At 67.4% G+C, this 19286-nt stretch carries 21 protein-coding genes and 1 tRNA gene; 11 read left to right on the top strand and 11 right to left on the bottom strand.

The window, feature by feature from the left end:
- The first annotated feature begins 258 nt into the window (after positions 1–258).
- From RSO68_RS03455 to RSO68_RS03430, 6 genes are all read left to right on the top strand, one after another.
- The gene (locus RSO68_RS03455; RefSeq protein ID WP_315585446.1) at positions 259–666 is read left to right on the top strand and encodes a DUF5681 domain-containing protein; all 408 of its coding nucleotides are present in this window, start codon (positions 259–261) and stop codon (positions 664–666) included.
- A 495-nt stretch (positions 667–1161) separates the two neighbouring features.
- A complete protein-coding gene (locus tag RSO68_RS03450) occupies positions 1162–1974 on the top strand; it encodes a hypothetical protein (protein WP_315585445.1) in 813 nt (270 codons plus the stop codon).
- Between the two features lies 1 nt (position 1975).
- The gene (locus RSO68_RS03445) at positions 1976–2371 is read left to right on the top strand and encodes a hypothetical protein (protein WP_315585444.1); all 396 of its coding nucleotides are present in this window, start codon (positions 1976–1978) and stop codon (positions 2369–2371) included.
- Positions 2372–2516: 145 nt separating this feature from the next.
- Positions 2517–2801: a hypothetical protein gene (locus RSO68_RS03440; protein WP_315585443.1), complete on the top strand. Its 285-nt coding sequence runs from the start codon at positions 2517–2519 to the stop codon at positions 2799–2801.
- A complete protein-coding gene (locus RSO68_RS03435; protein WP_315585442.1) occupies positions 2801–4186 on the top strand; it encodes a transglycosylase SLT domain-containing protein in 1386 nt (461 codons plus the stop codon). The genes RSO68_RS03440 and RSO68_RS03435 overlap by 1 nt, the downstream gene beginning before the upstream one ends.
- On the top strand, positions 4183–4560 hold the full coding sequence (locus tag RSO68_RS03430; protein WP_315585441.1) for a hypothetical protein: 378 nt from the start codon (positions 4183–4185) through the stop codon (positions 4558–4560). The genes RSO68_RS03435 and RSO68_RS03430 overlap by 4 nt, the downstream gene beginning before the upstream one ends.
- On the opposite strand, the gene RSO68_RS03425 is transcribed toward RSO68_RS03430, so the two are convergent.
- The 7 genes from RSO68_RS03425 to bioB form a co-directional block, all read right to left on the bottom strand.
- Positions 4557–5780, bottom strand: a complete 1224-nt coding sequence (locus RSO68_RS03425) for a site-specific integrase (protein ID WP_315585440.1) — start codon at positions 5778–5780, stop codon at positions 4557–4559. The two genes, RSO68_RS03430 and RSO68_RS03425, sit on opposite strands and share 4 nt — an antisense overlap.
- 63 nt (positions 5781–5843) lie before the next feature.
- Positions 5844–5928, bottom strand: a tRNA-Leu gene (locus tag RSO68_RS03420).
- Positions 5929–5972: 44 nt separating this feature from the next.
- Positions 5973–6674 carry a dethiobiotin synthase gene (bioD, locus tag RSO68_RS03415; protein ID WP_315585439.1) on the bottom strand — a complete coding sequence of 234 codons (702 nt, stop codon included), beginning with the start codon at positions 6672–6674 and terminating at the stop codon, positions 5973–5975.
- Between the two features lies 1 nt (position 6675).
- On the bottom strand, positions 6676–7518 hold the full coding sequence (locus tag RSO68_RS03410) for a methyltransferase domain-containing protein (protein ID WP_315585438.1): 843 nt from the start codon (positions 7516–7518) through the stop codon (positions 6676–6678).
- A complete protein-coding gene (locus RSO68_RS03405) occupies positions 7515–8234 on the bottom strand; it encodes an alpha/beta fold hydrolase (RefSeq protein ID WP_315585437.1) in 720 nt (239 codons plus the stop codon). Before RSO68_RS03405 ends, RSO68_RS03410 begins: the two co-directional genes overlap by 4 nt.
- Positions 8231–9385, bottom strand: a complete 1155-nt coding sequence (gene bioF / locus RSO68_RS03400) for an 8-amino-7-oxononanoate synthase (RefSeq protein ID WP_315585436.1) — start codon at positions 9383–9385, stop codon at positions 8231–8233. Before bioF ends, RSO68_RS03405 begins: the two co-directional genes overlap by 4 nt.
- Positions 9386–9408: 23 nt before the next feature.
- Entirely contained in the window at positions 9409–10539 is a 1131-nt protein-coding gene (bioB, locus tag RSO68_RS03395) for a biotin synthase BioB (RefSeq protein WP_315585435.1), read from the bottom strand.
- Between the two features lie 85 nt (positions 10540–10624).
- Here bioB and RSO68_RS03390 point away from each other — a divergent pair, with 85 nt between their 5' ends.
- Both RSO68_RS03390 and RSO68_RS03385 read left to right on the top strand, forming a co-directional pair.
- Positions 10625–11326, top strand: a complete 702-nt coding sequence (locus RSO68_RS03390; protein ID WP_245781523.1) for a ComF family protein — start codon at positions 10625–10627, stop codon at positions 11324–11326.
- A 47-nt stretch (positions 11327–11373) separates the two neighbouring features.
- The gene (locus RSO68_RS03385; RefSeq protein ID WP_315585434.1) at positions 11374–12360 is read left to right on the top strand and encodes a serine/threonine protein kinase; all 987 of its coding nucleotides are present in this window, start codon (positions 11374–11376) and stop codon (positions 12358–12360) included.
- 164 nt (positions 12361–12524) lie between these two features.
- Here the strand turns inward: RSO68_RS03385 and RSO68_RS03380 are convergent, their stop codons facing one another.
- Positions 12525–13067 (bottom strand): hypothetical protein, encoded by a 543-nt coding sequence (locus tag RSO68_RS03380; protein ID WP_315585433.1) that lies wholly within the window; start codon positions 13065–13067, stop codon positions 12525–12527.
- A gap of 286 nt (positions 13068–13353) precedes the next feature.
- On the opposite strand from RSO68_RS03380, the gene folE reads away from it, so the two are divergent.
- The 3 genes from folE (at position 13354) to RSO68_RS03365 (ending at position 15907) form a co-directional block, all read left to right on the top strand.
- Positions 13354–13911 carry a GTP cyclohydrolase I FolE gene (gene folE / locus RSO68_RS03375; RefSeq protein ID WP_089849705.1) on the top strand — a complete coding sequence of 186 codons (558 nt, stop codon included), beginning with the start codon at positions 13354–13356 and terminating at the stop codon, positions 13909–13911.
- Between the two features lie 22 nt (positions 13912–13933).
- A complete protein-coding gene (gene folX, locus RSO68_RS03370; protein WP_175535072.1) occupies positions 13934–14344 on the top strand; it encodes a dihydroneopterin triphosphate 2'-epimerase in 411 nt (136 codons plus the stop codon).
- A gap of 105 nt (positions 14345–14449) precedes the next feature.
- Positions 14450–15907 (top strand): NAD-dependent succinate-semialdehyde dehydrogenase, encoded by a 1458-nt coding sequence (locus RSO68_RS03365; RefSeq protein ID WP_089849707.1) that lies wholly within the window; start codon positions 14450–14452, stop codon positions 15905–15907.
- 256 nt (positions 15908–16163) lie between these two features.
- Here the strand turns inward: RSO68_RS03365 and purH are convergent, their stop codons facing one another.
- The 3 genes from purH to dusB form a co-directional block, all read right to left on the bottom strand.
- A complete protein-coding gene (purH, locus tag RSO68_RS03360; RefSeq protein WP_315585432.1) occupies positions 16164–17744 on the bottom strand; it encodes a bifunctional phosphoribosylaminoimidazolecarboxamide formyltransferase/IMP cyclohydrolase in 1581 nt (526 codons plus the stop codon).
- Between the two features lie 93 nt (positions 17745–17837).
- The gene (gene fis / locus RSO68_RS03355; protein WP_089849713.1) at positions 17838–18176 is read right to left on the bottom strand and encodes a DNA-binding transcriptional regulator Fis; all 339 of its coding nucleotides are present in this window, start codon (positions 18174–18176) and stop codon (positions 17838–17840) included.
- Complete coding sequence (dusB, locus tag RSO68_RS03350) at positions 18173–19231, bottom strand: tRNA dihydrouridine synthase DusB (protein ID WP_315585431.1); 1059 nt, start codon at positions 19229–19231, stop codon at positions 18173–18175. Before dusB ends, fis begins: the two co-directional genes overlap by 4 nt.
- Positions 19232–19286 lie beyond the last annotated feature (55 nt).

The following is a 19286-nucleotide window of genomic DNA, read 5'->3' as shown; positions in this document are numbered from 1 at the left end:
CCCGCGACAGTGCCGAGCCGCGCCACTGCCAGTCCGCAGATGGAATTATCCGCCCGATACCCGACCGATGCGCTGGAGACGCGAGCAACTAGCGGGGGATGGGCGGCTTATACATGCCCGACCTCTCATGCTGCGAACGCAGCAAAAGCAAGATTATCCGTCTTATCTTGACTTCCACCTGATAGACTCGACCTATCGTCGTTTGTCATCCTGATAGGCTCCTGCTATAATATGGCTACAGGTTAATAGGACACGTTAATGAGCGAACGACTGCCAAACGGACAATTCCCCAAGGGGAGGAGTGGCAACCCCGCTGGCCGCCCCAAGTCGGCCTCAACCGAGCTGCGCCGGTCCCTGGCCGAGCATGGGACCGCCGTTGTCGAGAAGGTGGTATCCGCCGCACTGGCTGGCGATATGACTGCCGCCAAAGTGGTTATTGACCGCCTGCTGCCGCCACTGAAGGCACAGCCCGCACCGATCCATGTGGATCTTGAAGGCGCGGATGGTCTGGCAGGTGTATCTCGCCGCCTGGTTGACGAGGCCGCCGCTGGTCGAGTGCCTGCCGATGTGGCATCGCAGCTTGTCGCCGCGTTGGGGCAGGTGGCACGGATCACCGAGATTGACGAGCTAGAACGCCGACTGGCGGCGCTGGAGTCTGCGCAGTGAACCGGCGTCTCGATGCCCGCTTAGCCGAGCTGGAGCGGCAGACCGTCACCGTGTCCGGCATTGATCGAATCATCTTGATACCTGGCCGAGATGGCGACCCGCTGGAGGGCGTCACCCTGGAGCGGCAAGCGTCCGGCGAATGGAGCAGCCGCCCGGTAACACGGGAGGACGTATGCGACAGCGCCTAGTCAATCGCCTGACCGCCCTCGAGTCCCGACGCCCGACCAACCATTGCCGCACCCTTGCCGACTTCTACCGCGACCTTCAGGAAAGTCCAAGCTTTATGGCCGACCTCTATCGCGGATTTATCGAAACCGGCTCCGTTAATCCCACTCCACATAAATCAGTATCACGCGCTGAAGCTGAGCGTACTTATCACGAGGTTATGAAATGAAAGAAATATCTCCCGACTTTGTATTGGGCCTTTTTTGCGGATCAGCTTATATGGCCGCATTAGTCACTCTTATTCAAATGTTCATCTAATAGAGAAGCCACATGAACCTGACCGACCTGGAACAACTCACCGCCGCCCAGGACGAAGCGCAACGCGCCGCCGTTGAATCCGTCCGTGGTGCCCATTCTGCCGCCCTCGAGGGCGCCCAGACGCTGCGCGACGAGCTAGCCGAGGCCATGGGGCAGGGCGACGAACGCGAGGCCCTGCGAGCCATCATCGAGGCCGCTGCCGAGAAAGAGCTTACCGGCAAGCAAGGCCGCGAGATGGCTGGAATCATCGTCGGCCAGTTTGCCGCCGCCGTGGCCGACATGCCGCTGCCTGCCAGCGTGTCCCGTAACGGCTCCGAGCTGGTGGCCCGTTGTGCCAGCGCCGCCAACGGATACGCCGCCGATCAGCAGCGCCAACTGTTCGCCGCCCTGGTGCTCGCCTGCCTCGACCGAAGCGTAAAAACCGGCCTCCTTTCATTCCCCAGCCCCGCCGAATGGGCCGACAAGCCCAGCATCGAGGGGCTTCGTACTATGGGCAAAGTAATGGACCCCGAAGCCGTGGCCGCCCTTGAGGCCGAGCACGTAGCCCGCGCCGCTGAGCTAGCCGAGGCACAACGCTATGTCGATGCGCTGGAGCAGGCCCGCCCGGCGCTGTTCGTGCTGGCTGAAGGCGTCGAGCCCAGCACCACCGTTCGCAACCGTCGCGGCGGCTCTGTGGGTATTGGCTCTATCAAGCTTGAGGCAGGCGACACTGAGCTTTCCGCCGAGCAATACGCCGCCGTTCGTAATAACGCTTCGTTCCGCGCCCACCTTGAGGCCGGGGCGCTGGAGATCGTTTCTACCGCATCGCTTGTGCAGGAGGCATGACATGACCAAACACTACTTCCGCGACGTACCCCCCGCCCGTGGCCACTGGATTCAGCCCGGCACCGATGCGGCGACCATTGGCCGCAAGATCGTTGGTAACGCGATGCGCGAGTTTCTAGCCCGCCACCCCGAGGAGTCTGCAACCATGACCACGACCACCGACGCACAGCGCCAACGCGAGGCCGCCCGGCAGGAATGGATCGAGCGGCGCCAGGGGCAGGCGACCATCGACAGCGCCTATGAGAAATACATGGCCGAAAAGGTAGCGGCATCCAAGCCGCTGAGCCCCGACGCCGCCTCGAGCTACCGCCGCGACCTTGGCACCAGTGACGCCCAAGCCCAGCGGGACAAGGCACACGCCGATTTTCTGGCCCGTCGCCATGGGGGTGGCCAATGAGTTTCGGAAAGCGTCGGCAGAATCTGGGCAGCCGTGGCCACCGCGCCGCCCAAACGGCAGGCGGACACACAGCCGCCAAACACCACAACACGCGGGCCGAGTCTCCTACTGTGGCCCGCCTTCGCTCCAAGATGGGGGGCCTTAAATGCACCCGGTAACACAAGCATTCAGCGCCATCGCCGCCCAGCTTGGCATCACGACGACCGAGGAATTCAAGGCGTTCGTCTCCGAAACGAACGCCGATGTTGAACGCCACGTTCGCGCCCACGATGACGACCCGCTGGCTTTCATCCAAACCCCACCCGCGCCTCGTGATGATACCGACGCAGCGGCTATTGGCGTGGCAACCGCGCTGCTGGTCGCGCTGGCTATCCAGCGCGGCGAGATGACCGCTGACGAGGCGCTGGCAATGCGAGAGGTGCTGCACTGATGGCTGAAACTATTTCGGATTTACTGGTTGGGTTATCCCTTGACACCGATGCGGCTAGCTTCCAGAAGGGCCAATCCGCCCTCGTAGGCCTTCGCAACAATGCTCTATCCGCAGGCGCCGCCATCACTGCCGCCGCAGGCAGCGCCACGGCAATCACCCGCATGGCCGAGACGCGGGCCGCTGCTGGCTTCATGGCCGAATCCTTGGGGCTGTCCGCCGATGAAGCCGACCGGCTGGGCTTCGCGTTCCAGCAGGTGGGCGGCGATGCCAGCAACGCTCTAGGCGCACTGCGCCAAATGCGTGACCTCCGCGACCAGTTCACCCGAGGCGAGGGCGCACTATTCACCGCCGGCGAATTCGGCATTCAGGCCGGGCCGATTGCAGCCGCGCAATCCGAGATGCAGGCGCTACTTGAGTTGTCTGAGCAGTTGCAAGGGCTTAACGAGACGCAGCGCAATCTCGCGCTTGGCGATCTCGGATTTGAAGGCACTGGCATCGCTAACCTGCTGCGCGGCGGGCCGGGCGAGTTTCGGGCGCAACTGGAGCAAGCCGCCGAGTTTAGGACACTGACCGAGGAGGAGATCGAGACAAGCAAAGAAGTCGTCCGAGCGGTTAACGAACTGTCCCGCGCGATGGATGAGATGGGCGACAAACTCGTGGTAGAGGCTGGCCCCGAGTTAACGCGCATCATCGACTTTTTGACCAAGTACCTGCCGGACGCTGGCGAGTCGGCAGGTGACAAGTTTATCCGCGAGACGCCATGGTTACCCGACTGGCTGGCCGATGATGTGGGCAAGTATTTGCCATCGCTCGGGCCGGGTGATGACGCGCCACAGCCTCAGTCGTCCACGGGCAGCCCGAGCATGGACGAGCTTCTAGACGCTGTGGGTGCTGTGGAGTCCGGCAACCGCCACCGGGACGCACAAGGGCGCCTCATCACCAGCCCAGCCGGGGCTCGCGGGCAGTACCAGATAATGCCGAACACTGGGCGAGATCCGGGCTTCGGCGTCATGCCGTTGCAATCCGACCTTGTGGCCGAGCATGAGCGGTTCGCGGAAGATTACCTTGGCGCCCTGCTGCGCGAGTTCGATGGCAACATGGATGCGGCGCTGGCGGCCTATAACACTGGCCCAGGCCGAGTTAGTAGGCTGCTGAAGCAATACGGGCCTGGTGACTTCCTGCAACACGCGCCCCAGGAAACGCAGGACTACGTGCCGCGCGTCCGTGGGCATCTTGGCGATAACCCCCAGGCGGGCGTGACGCAGAACATAAACTTCACTATCAATGGCGCGACCGATCCTGAGGCCGTTGGCCGCGTGGTCGATAAGCGGGTTCGCGAGTTCGCCAGCCGTGGCGCTGCCAGCTACCGGAACAAGGTTACATGAGTGCCGCCGAGCTGCTGGACCTCCACACGGACGTGGAGCCGCTGGGCGCTGAGGAAGTGGCCGAGCTGGCTGAGAGCTGCGCGAACCTTTGGGGGAAGGCGCTTGGCATTTTCTATTCTGACGCCCAGGCCGCCTGGCGTGGCGTCAAATACCCGCCTGATGGCGGCGAGGCGCTGGAGGATCTTCTAGGCACCCGCGAGCTACTGGCGAACCTGCTGGCTGGCTATGGTGGCGACATGGACGCCGACCGGCTGGGCGACTTGATGCTCGATGCCCTAGAGGCGGGCCGCAAGTTCGCCCCCGCCGCCATGACTCGGCCCGTGCCCGAGGTGGTCGAGGATTATGTCGGCTGCCGTCCGCCCGCGTGGGTTTAGATGCCCCAGTTCAGACGCTCCACCAACTCGTAAAGCATCGGTAATCGCTGAAGCTTGTCGCCGTCCGAGCCGTAATGATCCGTCATAGATTGCGCTGAATGCCCCAATAGCCACGAGATGGCGTGACCCTGCCCACCCCTTAGCCGCAACTCCTCCGCGACCGTGTGACGGTATCCGTGGAAGTCTGGCGCTATCCCCAGCTTCGCCCGCTGGCGCGTGAACCATTTCGACGGCTTGAATCCGTAGCGCCCCTGCCATGGCTCCACATCGAATAGCCTTTCATTCTCCTTACGGCTCGCCACTAGATCGAGGAGCCCGAGTTCGATTAATCGACTATGAATCGGCACTAGTCGCCATGATCCGGCATTCTTGATTTGCCGCCCATCGCGCCCATGGATGTCGATGTGGTAGATGTCGCCATGCTGGAGTACGTCACCCGGCGCCAGTGCCGCCAGTTCCTCTAGTCGCGCCCCGGTATAGACGCCGAGCAGGGGTAGCCAGTAGCGCCAGCCCGTCGCCTGCTGGTGAGCATCAAACCATAGCGCCAGTTCGTCCCGCGTCCATGTCTTGCGCTTGGCTGTGGCCTTGCTGCGTTTCGGCTTGATGCCCGTTAACGGATTGGCGCCGAGATACCCGAAGTTGACCAGCCACGCTGCATAGGACGAGACCAGTGTGGATATATTGTTCTGCGTGGTGGCGCTGATTCGCTGATAGTCGCCTGCCTGTATCTCGTCCAACGTCATGGATGCTTGCCGCCCCAGGCTGCGCCGGGCCGGGTAGTCGGCCAGCCGCTCCACGAAGTCACGCGCTGCCGCCTTGTCGAAGCTATCCGCAGGCATGTCGCCGACTAGCTCCACCATGACGCCGAGGGCATGGCGTGACTGGTGCCGCGTCCTGTCCCTGGCATCGACAAGCTGGTGGCTTGCATAGCGTTCCCACAAGGCCGAGAGGGTAGGGTTAGGGGCAGGTGCTTGGCGTGGCGTGTGTCGCCGCCTTGGCCGTTCTGAGAGCTGCTGGCGCAACTCGTCCAGCGACTCGGCATCATGGATCAGCGACTCGGCCTTGAGGCGCAAATTTGCTGCCTTGGCTCGTGCCTCGTGCTTATCTGTGGTGGCAAGTGATAGCCGGAGTTCAACTCCTAGATGCTGATAATCAGCGGGAATACGCCATCTGAAATGATAAGCACCGGACGGTTTGCGGACAGTGAAGGGGATTGCCATTGTGTGACCACCTGTGTGACTCGGTGGCACGATTTGGCGCGTATCTAGTTGATTATACTGAGATGGTGCGGATGGGGAGACTTGAACTCCCACGCCCGAAGGCACCAGGACCTAAACCTGGCGTGTCTACCAATTCCACCACATCCGCACGGATAGGCAGGCGTGCACATTCTACGGACGCCTTCGCGCAAGTCAATCGACATCGGGCAGCACCAGGTGCTCGGCGGCCGCTGCAGCCAGCGCTTCGTGTCCCTCGGCCGCGAGCCTCGGCACCACGCCGAGGCAGGGGGCATCGAGGGTGGCGTCGAGGGTCGCCAGGTTGTCGCGGTAGAGGGCATCGTCCGACGCGAAGCCAGGATCGAGGAGGTTGCCCACCCAGCCGGCCAGCCGCAGGCCGTCGGCGCGGATTGCATCGCAGGTGAGCCGGGCATGGCTGATGGCGCCGAGGCGCAGCCCCACGACGAGGATGACCGGAAGCTCCAGGCGCACCGCCAGCCCCGACAGGTCCTCGCGGTCGTTGAGCGGCACCCGCCAGCCGCCCGCCCCCTCGAGCAGCGTCAGATCGCGATCTAGGACGAGCGGCGCCCGGGCATGCTCCGCCAGCGCCTCGAGCGTCGGCGTCGCCCCGGCTCGGCGGGCGGCCAGGTGCGGGGCGATAGCGGGCGCGAAGGCGAAGGGATTGATCGTCGCGTAGGGCAGGGCCGGCCGGGTCTGCGCCTCGAGGGCCAGGGCATCGGCGTTGCGCAGCCCCTGGGCGGTCTCCTCGCAGCCGGAGGCCACGGGCTTGAGGCCCAGGGTGGTGAGGCCGCGGCGCCGGGCCAGGGCGAGCAGGCCGCTGGTGACGAGGGTCTTGCCGGCATCGGTGTCGGTGCCGGTCACGAAGTAGGCGGGCATGTCAGGTCGAGAGCTCCAGGGTCAGCAGGCGGTAGGTGACGGGCAGCCCCTCGGGCTCGCGCAGCGCTTCGAAGCGCCGCGCCGCCCGGGCCAGGTCGGCTCGCGTCAGCCGGGCACCGGGCCGCGCGACCTGGGCCCCGACGCCCTTGATCGAGGCCATGACCGCGGCGAGGTCGGGATAGTGAAAGCGCGCGGCGACCTCGCGGCAGTCGACGCGGCGAAAGCCCGCCGCTCGGGCCGCGCGGCGATGCTCGCCGGCGTCGCGGAAGGCGAGCAGGGCGGCCGGGCGCTCGGGGTGCGACCAGGCGTGGTTCACCTCGGCCAGGGTGCCGGGGGCGAGGGTGTTGATCAGGGCGCGACCGCCGGGGCGCAGCACGCGTCGCACCTCGGCGAGCACGGACGCGAGGTCCGGGCACCACTGGATCGCCAGGTTGGAGACCACCAGGTCCAGGCTCGCCTCACTCAGCGGCAGGACGGCAGCATCGCCACACAGCCAGCGCACGGGGTCGCCGTGGGTCCGGCGGGCCTCGTCGAGCATCCCCGGGGCGAGGTCGAGCCCGATCACGCGGCAGTCCGCACCGTAGCGCGCCTTGAGCCCGGCGGCCGTCTCCCCCGGGCCGCAGCCGAGATCCAGTACCGCCCCGGCTCGCTCGGGAAGCCGCGCCAGCAGCGACGCGGCCATGGCCCGCTGGGCGCTGGCCCGCTCGGCATACTGCGGGGCGGCCCGGGAGAAGGCGCGAGCGACGCGTCCCCGCCAGCCGGCCTGTTCGGCCGATGCCTGTTCTATCAAGGGCGGCGTGGCGCGGCGAGGCGCGTCCGCCAGGGGTTCTGGAAGAGCCATCATGGCGCTCGCTCCTCGGCGATGGCGGCCAGGCACTCCGCCAGGGCGCGTGGCTGGCTGAGCATCGGGCAGTGGCCCGCGTCAGCGAGGCGAACGTCGGCCGCGTCGCGGTCCGACGGGGGCAGCAGGGGGTCGTGCTCCCCGACGATTCGCCAGATCGGGCAGGGCGGGGCGGCCAGGGAGTGGCGATGGTCGAGCCGGGCCAGCTGGCCGAGCCCCGCGGCCAGGGTCGCCGACGGGGCGGCGGGTTCGGGGCCGAGCAGCTCGAGCAGTTGGCGATGGGCCGCCCGCGGCGAGGGCTCACCGCGCAGCTGCCAGCGCAGGAAGTGGGCTCGCGTCGTCGCCGGGTCGCGGCGGAAGGCGGTGCGAAAGGTCGCGAGGTCTTCGTGCGAGACGCCGTCGGGATGGCAGAAATGCGCACCCATGCCGAGCAGCACCAGGCCGCGGGGGGTGGGCAGGTGGTCGAGCAGGGCCGCGGCGAGCAGGCCGCCCAGCGACCAGCCCACCCAGACGGCGTCTTCCGGCAGGTCGGCGGCCATCGCCTCGGCTAGCCCGGCGAGGTTCTCGGGGTCGTCCAGGGCGGGGCGGGTCGCGTAGCCGGGCCAGTCGGGAGTCGAGACCTTTAAGCCGGCCTCACGCCGATTGGGCCAGTGCGCCGCCAGCGGTCGCCAGATGCGCGCATCGCAGCCCCAGCCGGAGAGCAGCACCAGCGGCCTCATGCCGACACCTCCGCGGCGTGCAGCGCGGCCAGGGCCTCGAGCAGCGCCTCGAGATCCTCGTCGGTGTGGGCCGCGCTCAGGGTGATGCGCAGCCGCGCCTCGCCGCGGGGCACGGTGGGCTCGCGGATGGCGCCGACCAGGATCCCGCGTTCGCGCAGCCGGGCCGCCCAGCGCATCACGCGCTCGCTGTCGCCCAGCACCAGGGGCTGGATGGGCGTGGTGGAGGGCGAGAGCGCGAGCCCGAGCCGGGCGGCCTCGGCGCGAAAGCGCGCGATCCGCTCGGCCAGGCGCATGCGCCGCTCGGGTTCGGCCTCGAGCAGGTTCAGCGCCTCGAGGGTGGCGGCGGCCACCCCGGGCGGCTGGGCAGTGGTGTAGACGTAGGGGCGGGCGAACTGGATCAGGTGATCGATCAGCGCCTGGCTGCCGGCCACGAAGGCGCCGGCGGAGCCCAGCGCCTTGCCCAGGGTGCCGACCAGCACCGGCACGCGCTCGGGACCAACAGCCCGGCCCGCGCAGCCGTCGCCGTGCTCGCCCAGCACGCCAAGCCCGTGGGCGTCGTCGATCATCAGCCAGGCGTCGTGGAGGGCGCAGGTCTCGGCGAGCCCGGCGACGTCGGCCACGTCGCCGTCCATGCTGAACACCCCGTCGCTGACCACCAGGCGGCGCCCGTCGGCCGGCGCACGGGCGAGCAGCCGCTCGAGATCGTCCAGGTCACTGTGATGGAAGCGCCGCGAACGGGCCCCCGAGAGTCGGCCGCCGTCGAGCAGCGAGGCGTGGTTCAGGCGGTCCTGGTAGAGCCGGGTCTCGCCGTCGCAGAGCGCCTGCAAGGTGCCAAGGTTGGCCATGTAGCCGGTGGAGAAGAGCAGCGCCGCCGGGCGCCCGGTCAGCTCGGCCAGGCGCTGCTCGAGCGCCTCGTGAACCGCCAGGTGACCGCTGACCAGGTGCGAGGCTCCGGCCCCGGCGCCATCACGGCGCGCGCCCTCGGCCTGCGCCTCGGCGAGGCGCGGATCCCGCGCCAGGCCCAGGTAGTCGTTTCCGGCGAAGTCGCGAAGCGGCCCGCGGGGGTGGTGGGTGCGGCGCGCACGCCAGCGGCCGCCGTCACGCTGCGCGGCGGCCCGCGCGCTGAGGTGGCTGGTCCAGGCATCCGACATAGGGTTCACAGCCGACATGCGGGTCAGGCTTGGGCGGCGTCGTAGGCGAGCCGGCCGGCCGCGCTCTCCTGCGCCGCCGCGGCCTGACGCACTGCATTGGCTTCCAGAGCGGCCGTCAGGGCGGCCTGCTGGCCCGCCTCGTCGGTGCAGGTTTCACGGCGCTCGGGGTGCAGGCCCAGCCGGTCGAAGAGCGCGCGGTCCTTCTCCACCTGGGGGTTGCCGGTGGTCAGCAGGGTGTCGCCGTAGAAGATCGAGTTGGCCCCGGCCAAGAAGGCCAGCGCCTGGGTGGAATCGTCCATCTGCTCGCGGCCGGCGGAGAGACGCACGTGGCTCTTCGGCATCAGGAGTCGGGCCACGGCGATGGCGCGGATGTACTCGATGGGGTCGAGGTCTTCGACGTTTTCCAGCGGCGTGCCGGGCACCTTGACCAGCATGTTGATCGGCACTGACTCGGGATGCGGCTCGAGCTTGACCAGCTGCTGTAGCAGGGCGGCGCGATCGCGGGGCGCCTCGCCCATGCCGAGGATCCCCCCCGAGCAGACCTTCATCCCCGCCTCGCGCACGTTGCCCAGGGTCTCCAGGCGGTCGGCATAGGTGCGCGTGGTGATGATCTCGCCGTAGTAGTCCGGCGAGGTGTCGAGGTTATGGTTGTAGTAGTCCAGGCCGGCCTCGGCCAGCCGGCCCGCCTGGTCGGTGTCGACCATGCCGAGCGTCATGCAGGTCTCGAGCCCCAGCTCCTTGACCCGGCGCACCATCTCCAGCACCACCTCGAGGTCGCGCTCCCGCGGGCTCTTCCAGGCTGCGCCCATGCAGAAGCGGCTGGCGCCGGCCTCGCGTGCGGCGCGCGCCTGCTCGACGACCTTCTCGATCTCGAGCAGCTTCTCCTTGCCGAGCCCGGTGTTGTAATGGCCCGACTGCGGGCAGTACTTGCAGTCCTCGGGGCAGGCGCCGGTCTTGATGGAGAGCAGGGTGGAGACCTGCACGGCGTTGGCCTCGAAGTGGGCCCGGTGCACCTGCTGGGCGCGAAACAGCAGGTCGTTGAAGGGCAGGGCGAACAGCGCCTCGATCTCCTCGAGCGACCAGTCGTGGCGGACCTCGCTTCGTGTGGCTAGGGTCAGGGAGTCGGGGCGGGATTCTTGGGGCGCAGCAGGCATGGCGGGCTCGCTTATGGTCAACTGGTCGTGGATATCGAGGTTGACGGATAGCCTACGGCCTGCGGCGGGCATGTCAACCGGCGGAGTGAGTGGAGTTGACGGCTGGCTGCGCCGGGCCCTGCCCGGTCGCTGCGCGTTCTGCCTGGCGGCATTGCCGGGAGAGGCGCCATGGTGCGCGGCCTGCTTCGCGGAGCTGCCCTGGAACCTGCCGGCCTGTGATGGCTGCGGTGAGCCGCAGCCCCCGGCCCAGGCGGGGCTGCGCTGCGGGCGCTGCCTGCGTCGTCCCCCAACGTTCGACCGGGCCAGGGTGCCGCTGCGCTACACCAATGAGGTGGCCGGCCTGGTGCAGCGCTTCAAGTTCGACGCCTCGCCGCGGGCCGGGAGCCTGCTGCTCGAGCTGCTGATGACGCGGCTCTCGGCGGATGCCAGGGCCTGGCCCGAGGCGCTGGTGGCGGTGCCGCTGCATCCGCGCCGCGCGCGGGGACGCGGCTTCGACCAGGCGCTGTGGCTCTCCCGGCGCCTTGCTTTACGGCTCGGCTGCCCGCTGGTAAGCGCCCAGCGCCTGCGGGACACGCCCAGCCAGCGCGGCCTGGACCGCGGCGAGCGGCGCAAGAATCTGCGCGCGGCCTTTGTTGTACCGGCGACACTGCCCGGGCGGGTGGCGCTGGTCGACGACGTCGTCACCACGGGGGCGACCCTGGAGGCGCTGGCCGTGGCCTGTCGCCGTGCCGGCGCTCGCGAGGTGGAGGCCTGGGCGGTGGCGCGCACGCCCCTCCACGACCGCTGATCCGGGCTCTGGTAGAGTGTTTCCCTTTACCCCTGCCGGAGCCTTCCATGGAGACCAGACCCCATCCCTTCGCCGATCTCTCGCCCGCCAGGGTCGTGGCGGCGGTGGAGTCGCTCGGTTTCTGGCTGCCCGGGGAGCCCTTCACCCTGAACAGCTACGAGAACCGGGTCTTCCTGGTGCACGACGACGAGCGCCGCCGCTGGGTGGTGAAGTTCTATCGCCCCGAGCGCTGGACGGATGCCCAGATCCGCGAAGAGCACGCCTTCCTGGCCGAACTCGCCGAGGCCAAGGTGGCCGTGGCCGCCCCCTGGCGAGACGCGGCGGGCGAGAGCCTGCATCGCGCCGAGGGCTTTCGCTTCACGCTCTTCCCGCACCTGCCGGGCCAGGCGCCGGAGCTGGAGAACCCGACTCACCTGTTCGCCCTCGGCGAGCTGATCGGCGCGGTCCATGCGGTGGGCGAGCGGGGGCGCTTCGCGCATCGTCGCTCGCTTGATCTCGACGGCATGGTGCTGGAGGCCCGCGACAAGGTGCTGGCGAGCCGCTGGCTGGATCGCCGCCAACGTCCGGCCTACCGGCGCCTCTGCGACGCGCTGCATGCACGGCTCGCCGCCCATGCCCAGGATCTCGGCCAGATGATCCGCGTGCAGGGCGACTGTCATATCGGCAACGTGCTTGGTCGCGATGAGCACTTCGCCCTGGTCGATTTCGACGACTGCCTGATGGCGCCCGCCATCCAGGATCTGTGGATGCTGTTCACCGCCCAGGAGGAGGGAGAGCGTCAGATGCAGCTTTCCGAGGTGCTCGAGGGCTACGAGCAGCACCGCGACTTCGAGCGTGGCGAGCTCGCCCTGGTGGAGCCGCTGCGCACCCTGCGCCTGCTGCGCCACAGCGCCTGGCTGGTGGATCGCTGGGAGGACCCGGCCTTCCCGCTAGCCTTTCCCTGGCTTGCCGATGCCGGCTACTGGGATGGCCATCTGCGCCTGCTGGAACAGCAGCGCCAGGTGCTCGAAGCGGCGCCGCGCTGGCTGGCCTGAGGGCGTGCTGGCCCGAGAGGAAGATGGACGAAGGAGAGAAGGAGAGAAGGGCGTTAATGCAGGACGCACCCCGCGGGGTGCGTCCTGCAGCATATCGCGGGAGCGAGTCGAGCAAGCACGTCGCGAAAGCACGGTACGAAAGCACGTTACGAAAGAGTCGACGCTCAGTCGTCAGCGGGACCGGTCTCGGCGGGCGTCGGGTTGGCAGTGCCCTCGCCCTGGCGGCGCTGGGCGTTGATCTCGGCCGCCGGATTATCCTGCTGCTCGATGGCCAGGTCGCTGGCCAGGCGCAGCTGGAAGGTCTGCTGCGGGGGCAGGCGGCATTCGCCACCCTGGCAGGCGGGGATGCCGAAATCGCCGTCGGCGCCATAGGCGGCGGCGGAAAGTTCGCCGCTGTAGATCTCGCTCTCGCTGCCGTCGGTCTCGATGCAGGTCAGGGCCTGGGTGGTCAGGCGGATGCGCTCACCGTCGAGACGGGCGTTGCCGACCACCACGCAGTATTCCGGCAGGGAGTGGGAGGCACTGCCGCCAGCGACCGGGTGAATGATCAGGTCGTCGTGCGCTGGTTCCTGGGCGGTAAGCGTCAGGGTCTCGATGACCTGGACGTCGAGGGTCGCATCTATTGGCAGTTCGAGGGTGTCGCTCATGGCCAGGCTCGGCACCGTTAGGGCAGCGGCCATCAGCAGAGAGGCAGGGGTCTTGATCATGTCGGGCTCTCGAGGGTGATTTGGGCGCAGCATGAAGCAGGCATAAGCCTATCACAGGCCGGCAGACCCGGCAGCCCTCGGGGATGGGGGGAGGCGCGACACGATGTCACTGGCCGGCCCGACGCTACCCTGCGTCGATGGTCGTCATGCGCTAGAATGTGGGTTCCTGGATTCTTTTGTTGTACAGAATGTGGATGTTGTATATCTTCTGTACACGATACAACCATGATGGCCGGGCTATCCACCATCGACACGCCGGACACCGACTCTGCCACGGGGCCTGACCATGACCGAAGAACTCGCCAACCATTACCGCCACATCATTCACGAACTGGGCGAGAACCCCGACCGAGAGGGCTTGCGCGACACGCCCAAGCGCGCCGCCAAGGCGATGCAGTTCCTCAACCGCGGCTACAGCCAGTCGCTCGAGGAGATCATCAACGGCGCGGTGTTCGAGTCGGAGACCGACGAGATGGTGCTGGTCAAGGACATCGAGCTTTACTCCATGTGCGAGCACCACCTGCTGCCGTTCATCGGCAAGTGCCACATCGCCTACCTGCCCAGCGGCAAGGTGCTGGGGCTCTCCAAGTTTGCCCGCATCGTCGATATGTACGCCCGGCGCATGCAGATCCAGGAGAACCTGACCCGCCAGATCGCCGAGGCGGTTCAGCAGGTGACCGAGGCCCGGGGCGTGGCGGTGGTGATCGAGGCGCGCCACCTGTGCATGATGATGCGCGGGGTGGAGAAGCAGAACTCCAGCATGACCTCCTCAGTGATGCTCGGCGCCTTCCGCGAGAAGCAGAGCACCCGCCAGGAATTCCTCACCCTGGTCAACGGCCGCTGATTTCCCCGCAAGGAGCCTCGATATGCCGATTCACGCCCTGGACGATCAGCACTTCGACCACGACATGGCCACGATCCGCATCAAGAACCTGCGCCTGCGCACGCACATCGGCATCAAGGATGACGAGATAAAGAACCGCCAGGACGTGGTGATCAATGCGGTGATTCGCTATCGCGCCGACAAGGCCGTCGAATTCAACCACATCGAGCAGGCCCTGAACTATCGGACCATCACCAAGGAGGTGATCGCCCTGGTCGAGGATCGTCGCTTCCTGCTGCTCGAGCGCATGACCCGGGAGGTGCTGGACCTGATCATGGGCCACCAGCAGGTGCTGACCGCCCAGGTGGAGATCGACAAGCCTCACGCGCTGCGCTTCTCCGATTCGGTGTCGATTACCCTGTCCGATTCCCGGGAGTCTCGCCGCCCGCAGTGAGCCCGCGTTGATTGGCAAAAGACCCCGGTGCTTGGTGCACCGGGGTCTTTGCGCTTAGCATGGGGGAAAACCGACAAGAGGCCGCGATCGCGGCAGGAGACGACCATGCAAGCCCTCAAGGAAACGCAGCTCTATTGCCCCTTCGCCTATATCGACGGCAGCTGGGTCGCCGCCGACAGCGGTGAGCAGATCGACGTGCTCAACCCGGCCACCGGCGAGTCGATGGGCAACGTGCCGCGCCTGGGGCGTGCGGAAACTGAGCGGGCCATCGACGCGGCGGACGCCGCCCTGCCGGCCTGGAAGGCGCTCACCGCCCTGGAGCGTGCCGATATCCTGATGAAGTGGCACGACCTGATGATGGAGCATCAGGACGACCTGGCCATGATCATGACCTACGAGCAGGGTAAGCCGCTCAAGGAGTCGGCGGGCGAGATCGCCTACGCGGCGAGCTTCCTGCGCTGGTTCGCCGAGGAGGCGCGGCGCGTCTATGGCGATACCGTGCCGGCCGCCAAGGCCAACCAGCGGATCGTGGTCACCAAGCAGCCGATCGGCGTGGTGGGGGCCATCACGCCCTGGAACTTCCCCGCGGCGATGATCACCCGCAAGGCCGGCGCGGCACTGGCCGCGGGCTGCACCATCGTCGTCAAGCCGGCCAGCCAGACGCCGTTCTCCGCCACCGCCCTGGCCAAGCTTGCCGAGCGGGCCGGCGTGCCGCGCGGTGTGTTCAACGTGGTGCCCGGGCGCGCCTCGGAGATCGCCGCGGCCATGACCGAATCGTCGCTGGTGCGCAAGATCACCTTCACCGGCTCCACCGAGGTCGGTCGCGGGCTGATGGCTCAGGCCTCCCAGCACATCCAGAAGATCTCACTGGAGCTGGGCGGCAATGCCCCCTTCATCGTCTTCGAGGATGCCGACCTGGACGCCGCGGTGGAAGGCGCCATGGCCGCCAAGTTCCGCAACGCCGGCCAGACCTGCGTCTGTACCAACCGCTTCTTGGTCCAGTCCAGCGTGGTCAACGCCTTCTGCGAGAAGCTGGCGGTGGCCATGAACAGCGAGCTCAAGGTGGGTCACGGCACCGGTGACGGCGTCAACATCGGCCCGCTGATCGACGACAAGGCGGTGGCCAAGGTCAGCGAGCACGTCCACGACGCCGTGGATCAGGGCGCCGAGCTGCTGCTGGGCGGCCATCCGCATCCGCTGGGCGGCAACTTCTTCTCGCCGACCCTGATCAGCTTCGCCCACGACAAGATGAAGGTCGCCCACGAGGAGACCTTCGGCCCGCTGGCGGCGGTGTTCCCCTTCGATGATGAGCAGGAAGCCGTCCAAATGGCCAACGACACCGAATACGGCCTGGCCTCCTACTTCTATTCGCGTGACCTGGGTCGCGTCTGGCGGGTCGCCGACGCTCTGGAGTACGGCATGGTGGGCATCAACACTGGCCTGATCTCCAACGCCGCGGCGCCCTTCGGCGGGGTCAAGGCCTCGGGGCTCGGCCGCGAGGGTGGCCATCAGGGCCTCGACGAGTTCCTCGAGACCAAGTATCTCTGCTTCGATCTCGGCTGACCGGGCTTCGCCCGGAGCTGCAAGCTTGAAGAGCGGCGCTTCGCGCCTGAAAGCTGAAAGAAGAACACCCCGCCGAGCGCGCTCGGCGGGGTGTTTCTTTAATACGGAACCTAAGAAAACGGCTGGGCGATGGTCAGGCTAGGCGAAAATCGGCGCGAAAGCGGAGTTTGCTGTTGCAAATGAGCATTTCAACCGGGCTAGCGCACTAGACGATTTTCAACGACGCATGGCCGAGATCCAGCGTTTTCCCCTCCGTTTAGTGGCGGAAGTGGCGCATGCCGGTGAAGACCATAGCGATGCCGGCCTCGTTGGCGGCGTCGATCACCTCCTGGTCGCGCATGGAGCCGCCGGGCTGGATCACCGCGGCGATGCCGGCGGCGGCGGCGGCGTCGATCCCGTCACGGAAGGGGAAGAAGGCGTCGGAGGCCATCACCGAGCCGGGCACCGAGAGTCCCTCGTCGGCGGCCTTGATGCCGGCGATCTTGGCCGAGTAGACGCGGCTCATCTGGCCGGCACCCACGCCGATGGTCTGACCGTCCTTGGCGTAGACGATGGCGTTGGACTTGACGTACTTGGCCACCTTCCAGGCGAAGGCCAGGTCGCGCATCTCCTGCTCGCTGGGTACACGTTCGCTGACCACGGTGAGCTCGTCGCGGCCGACCATGCCGAGGTCGCGATCCTGGACCAGCAAGCCGCCGGTGACGCGCTTGATGTCGTGGGCGTGCTCGCGCTCGCCGGGCCAGTGCTCGCCGACGTCGAGCAGGCGCACGTTCTTCTTCTCGGCGACGATGCTCGCCGCCTCGTCCTCGACCCCGGGGGCGATGATCACCTCGACGAACTGGCGCTCGACGATGGCCCGCGCGGTCTCGGCGGTAAGCGCCACGTTGAAGGCGATGATGCCGCCGAAGGCGCTGGTCGGGTCGGTGGCGAAGGCCTTGTCGTAGGCCTCGCGGGCAGTGGCACCCACCGCCACGCCGCAGGGGTTGGCGTGCTTGACGATCACGCAGGCGGTGTCGGTGAAGCCCTTGACGCACTCGAAGGCGGCATCGGTGTCGGCGACGTTGTTGAACGAGAGCGCCTTGCCGTTGAGCTGGGTGGCGGTGGCCACGCTCGCCTCCCTGGCGTCCGCCTCGACGTAGAAGGCCGCCTTCTGGTGCGGGTTCTCGCCGTAGCGCATGCCCTGCTTCTTCTCGAACTGCAGGTTATAGGTGCGCGGGAAGCCGTCCTCGCCGCCGGAAACCCGCTGGCCGAGGTAGTCGGCGATGGCGGCGTCGTAGCCGGCGGTATGTTCGAAGGCCTTCACGGCCAGGTCGAAGCGGGTGGCATCACTCACCGCGCCTTCGCCAGAGGCGATTTCGGCGAGCACTCGAGCGTAGTCGCCGGCATCCACCACGATGCTGGTATGGGCGTGGTTCTTGGCGCAGGCGCGCACCATGGTCGGGCCACCGATGTCGATGTTCTCGATGGCATCCGTGAGGGTGCAGTCCGGCTTGGCGACGGTCTGGGCGAAGGGGTAGAGGTTGACCACCACCATGTCGATGGGGTCGATGCCGTGCTCTTCCATGACACCATCGTCCTGGCCGCGACGGCCGAGGATGCCGCCGTGGATCGTCGGGTGCAGCGTCTTGACACGGCCATCCATGATCTCGGGGAACCCGGTGTGCTCGGACACCTCGGTGACCTCGATGCCGTGCTCCTTGAGCAGGCGGAAGGTGCCGCCGGTGGAGAGCAGCGCGATGCCGTGCTCGCTGAGGCCGCGGGCGAAGTCGACGATGCCGGTCTTGTCGGAGACGCTGATCAGGGCGCGGCGGACCGCGGTGGAGGAGGCTTGGGCCATGGGAGTCACTCTCTGTCGATGGTCAGGCTGACACGGGTTGCGATGGGGCGCGAAAACGCGAGGGGAGCCGCGCAGGCTCCCCGGATGGACCGTTCAGATCAGGCCGTACTGCTTGAGCTTCTTGCGCAGCGTGCCGCGGTTGAGGCCGAGCATCTCGGCGGCACGCGTCTGGTTGCCCTGGGTGTGCTCGAGCACCGAGGCCAGCAGCGGCGCCTCGACCTCGGCCATCACCATGGCGTAGAGGTCGGTGACGCTGGAACCGTCGAGATGATCGAAGTAGCGCGCCAGGGAGGCCTCGACGGCCTCACGCAGGGGGCGGTCGTCCTGGGGGCCCGGGTGAACGGTGTCGCTCAGTTCGGCAAGCTCGCGGGAGGTCTGGGACTCGAACTCGGACTGCGCGAGATTCTGATCAAGGGGGTGGCTGCTCATCATGCGGCACGGGTTCCGTCGGATGCCACGGCCCGGGCCACGCGATGCGGCGTCGCGGCGGGGTCGTGGCGAAAGAGTTCGTCAATGAAGCGGTGCTGGGCGCGGGGGCTCTCGAGGCCGTTGAAGGTGGCTCGCAAGGCTCGTCGCCCGTCGTCGTCGAAACGCGCATCGCCGGCCAGGTACCAGCCGAGATGCTTGCGCGCGATGCGCACGCCCATGTGATCGCCGTAGAAGTCGTGCAGGGCCGTGAGGTGGTCGCGCAGCACCGCGGCGCGCTCCTCGTCCTGCGGGGGAGCCAGCGGCTCGCCATGGCGCAGATAGTGGTCGATCTCGCGAAAGATCCAGGGGTTGCCCTGGGCGCCGCGCCCGACCATCACCGCATCCGCCCCAGTATAGTCGAGGATCCGGCGCGCCTTCTCGGGGCCGTCGATATCGCCGTTGGCGAACACCGGAATGCCCACCGCGGCCTTGATGGCGGCGATGGTGTCGTACTCGGCGGTGCCGGCATAGCGCTGCTGTCGATGGCGGCCGTGCACGGCCAGGGCCTGGATGCCGGCGTCCTCGGCGATGCGTGCCACCCGCTCGCCGTTGTTGCTCTCGGCACACCAGCCGGTGCGGATCTTCAGCGTCACCGGCACCTCGACCGCGGCGACCACCGCCTGGACGATCTCGGCCACCAGCGCCTCGTCGCGCAGCAGCGCCGAGCCGGCGGCCTTGTTGCAGACCTTCTTGGCCGGGCAGCCCATGTTGATGTCGATGATCTCGGCGCCCATGGCGGCGTTCAGCCGGGCCGCCTCGGCGAGCATCTCGGCGTCGCCGCCGGCGATCTGTACGCTGCGCGGCCCCGGCTCACCGCGGTGATCCATGCGCAGCCGCGACTTGCGGGTATGCCACAGGGTGGGATCCGAGGTGACCATCTCGCCCACCACCAGGCCGGCACCCAGGCGCCGGCAAAGCGCGCGGAAGGGACGATCGGTGACCCCGGCCATGGGGGCCAGCACTACCCGGTTGGGCAGTTGATGGTGACCGATGCGGGGCAGGGGGCGAGCGTCGTGCATGATCGGGGGTCGTCGGCGACAAGGGGTGCATATCATACGCCCACGCCGGGCGTTG

Source organism: Halomonas saccharevitans (assembly GCF_032333995.1).
Taxonomy (GTDB): domain Bacteria; phylum Pseudomonadota; class Gammaproteobacteria; order Pseudomonadales; family Halomonadaceae; genus Halomonas; species Halomonas saccharevitans.
Note: the sequence above shows the minus strand (reverse complement) of the source record. Positions and strands in the feature narration are given on the sequence as shown.

What these genes read in the sequence shown, in the direction of transcription:
- RSO68_RS03455 (WP_315585446.1), top strand. Translation starts at nt 259, where the DNA reads ATGAGCGAACGACTGCCAAACGGACAATTCCCCAAGGGGAGGAGTGGC.
- RSO68_RS03450 (WP_315585445.1), top strand. Translation starts at nt 1,162, where the DNA reads ATGAACCTGACCGACCTGGAACAACTCACCGCCGCCCAGGACGAAGCG.
- RSO68_RS03445 (WP_315585444.1), top strand. Translation starts at nt 1,976, where the DNA reads ATGACCAAACACTACTTCCGCGACGTACCCCCCGCCCGTGGCCACTGG.
- RSO68_RS03440 (WP_315585443.1), top strand. Translation starts at nt 2,517, where the DNA reads ATGCACCCGGTAACACAAGCATTCAGCGCCATCGCCGCCCAGCTTGGC.
- RSO68_RS03435 (WP_315585442.1), top strand. Translation starts at nt 2,801, where the DNA reads ATGGCTGAAACTATTTCGGATTTACTGGTTGGGTTATCCCTTGACACC.
- RSO68_RS03430 (WP_315585441.1), top strand. Translation starts at nt 4,183, where the DNA reads ATGAGTGCCGCCGAGCTGCTGGACCTCCACACGGACGTGGAGCCGCTG.
- RSO68_RS03425 (WP_315585440.1), bottom strand. Translation starts at nt 5,780, where the DNA reads ATGGCAATCCCCTTCACTGTCCGCAAACCGTCCGGTGCTTATCATTTC.
- bioD (WP_315585439.1), bottom strand. Translation starts at nt 6,674, where the DNA reads ATGCCCGCCTACTTCGTGACCGGCACCGACACCGATGCCGGCAAGACC.
- RSO68_RS03410 (WP_315585438.1), bottom strand. Translation starts at nt 7,518, where the DNA reads ATGATGGCTCTTCCAGAACCCCTGGCGGACGCGCCTCGCCGCGCCACG.
- RSO68_RS03405 (WP_315585437.1), bottom strand. Translation starts at nt 8,234, where the DNA reads ATGAGGCCGCTGGTGCTGCTCTCCGGCTGGGGCTGCGATGCGCGCATC.
- bioF (WP_315585436.1), bottom strand. Translation starts at nt 9,385, where the DNA reads ATGTCGGATGCCTGGACCAGCCACCTCAGCGCGCGGGCCGCCGCGCAG.
- bioB (WP_315585435.1), bottom strand. Translation starts at nt 10,539, where the DNA reads ATGCCTGCTGCGCCCCAAGAATCCCGCCCCGACTCCCTGACCCTAGCC.
- RSO68_RS03385 (WP_315585434.1), top strand. Translation starts at nt 11,374, where the DNA reads ATGGAGACCAGACCCCATCCCTTCGCCGATCTCTCGCCCGCCAGGGTC.
- RSO68_RS03380 (WP_315585433.1), bottom strand. Translation starts at nt 13,067, where the DNA reads ATGATCAAGACCCCTGCCTCTCTGCTGATGGCCGCTGCCCTAACGGTG.
- folE (WP_089849705.1), top strand. Translation starts at nt 13,354, where the DNA reads ATGACCGAAGAACTCGCCAACCATTACCGCCACATCATTCACGAACTG.
- folX (WP_175535072.1), top strand. Translation starts at nt 13,934, where the DNA reads ATGCCGATTCACGCCCTGGACGATCAGCACTTCGACCACGACATGGCC.
- RSO68_RS03365 (WP_089849707.1), top strand. Translation starts at nt 14,450, where the DNA reads ATGCAAGCCCTCAAGGAAACGCAGCTCTATTGCCCCTTCGCCTATATC.
- purH (WP_315585432.1), bottom strand. Translation starts at nt 17,744, where the DNA reads ATGGCCCAAGCCTCCTCCACCGCGGTCCGCCGCGCCCTGATCAGCGTC.
- fis (WP_089849713.1), bottom strand. Translation starts at nt 18,176, where the DNA reads ATGATGAGCAGCCACCCCCTTGATCAGAATCTCGCGCAGTCCGAGTTC.
- dusB (WP_315585431.1), bottom strand. Translation starts at nt 19,231, where the DNA reads ATGCACGACGCTCGCCCCCTGCCCCGCATCGGTCACCATCAACTGCCC.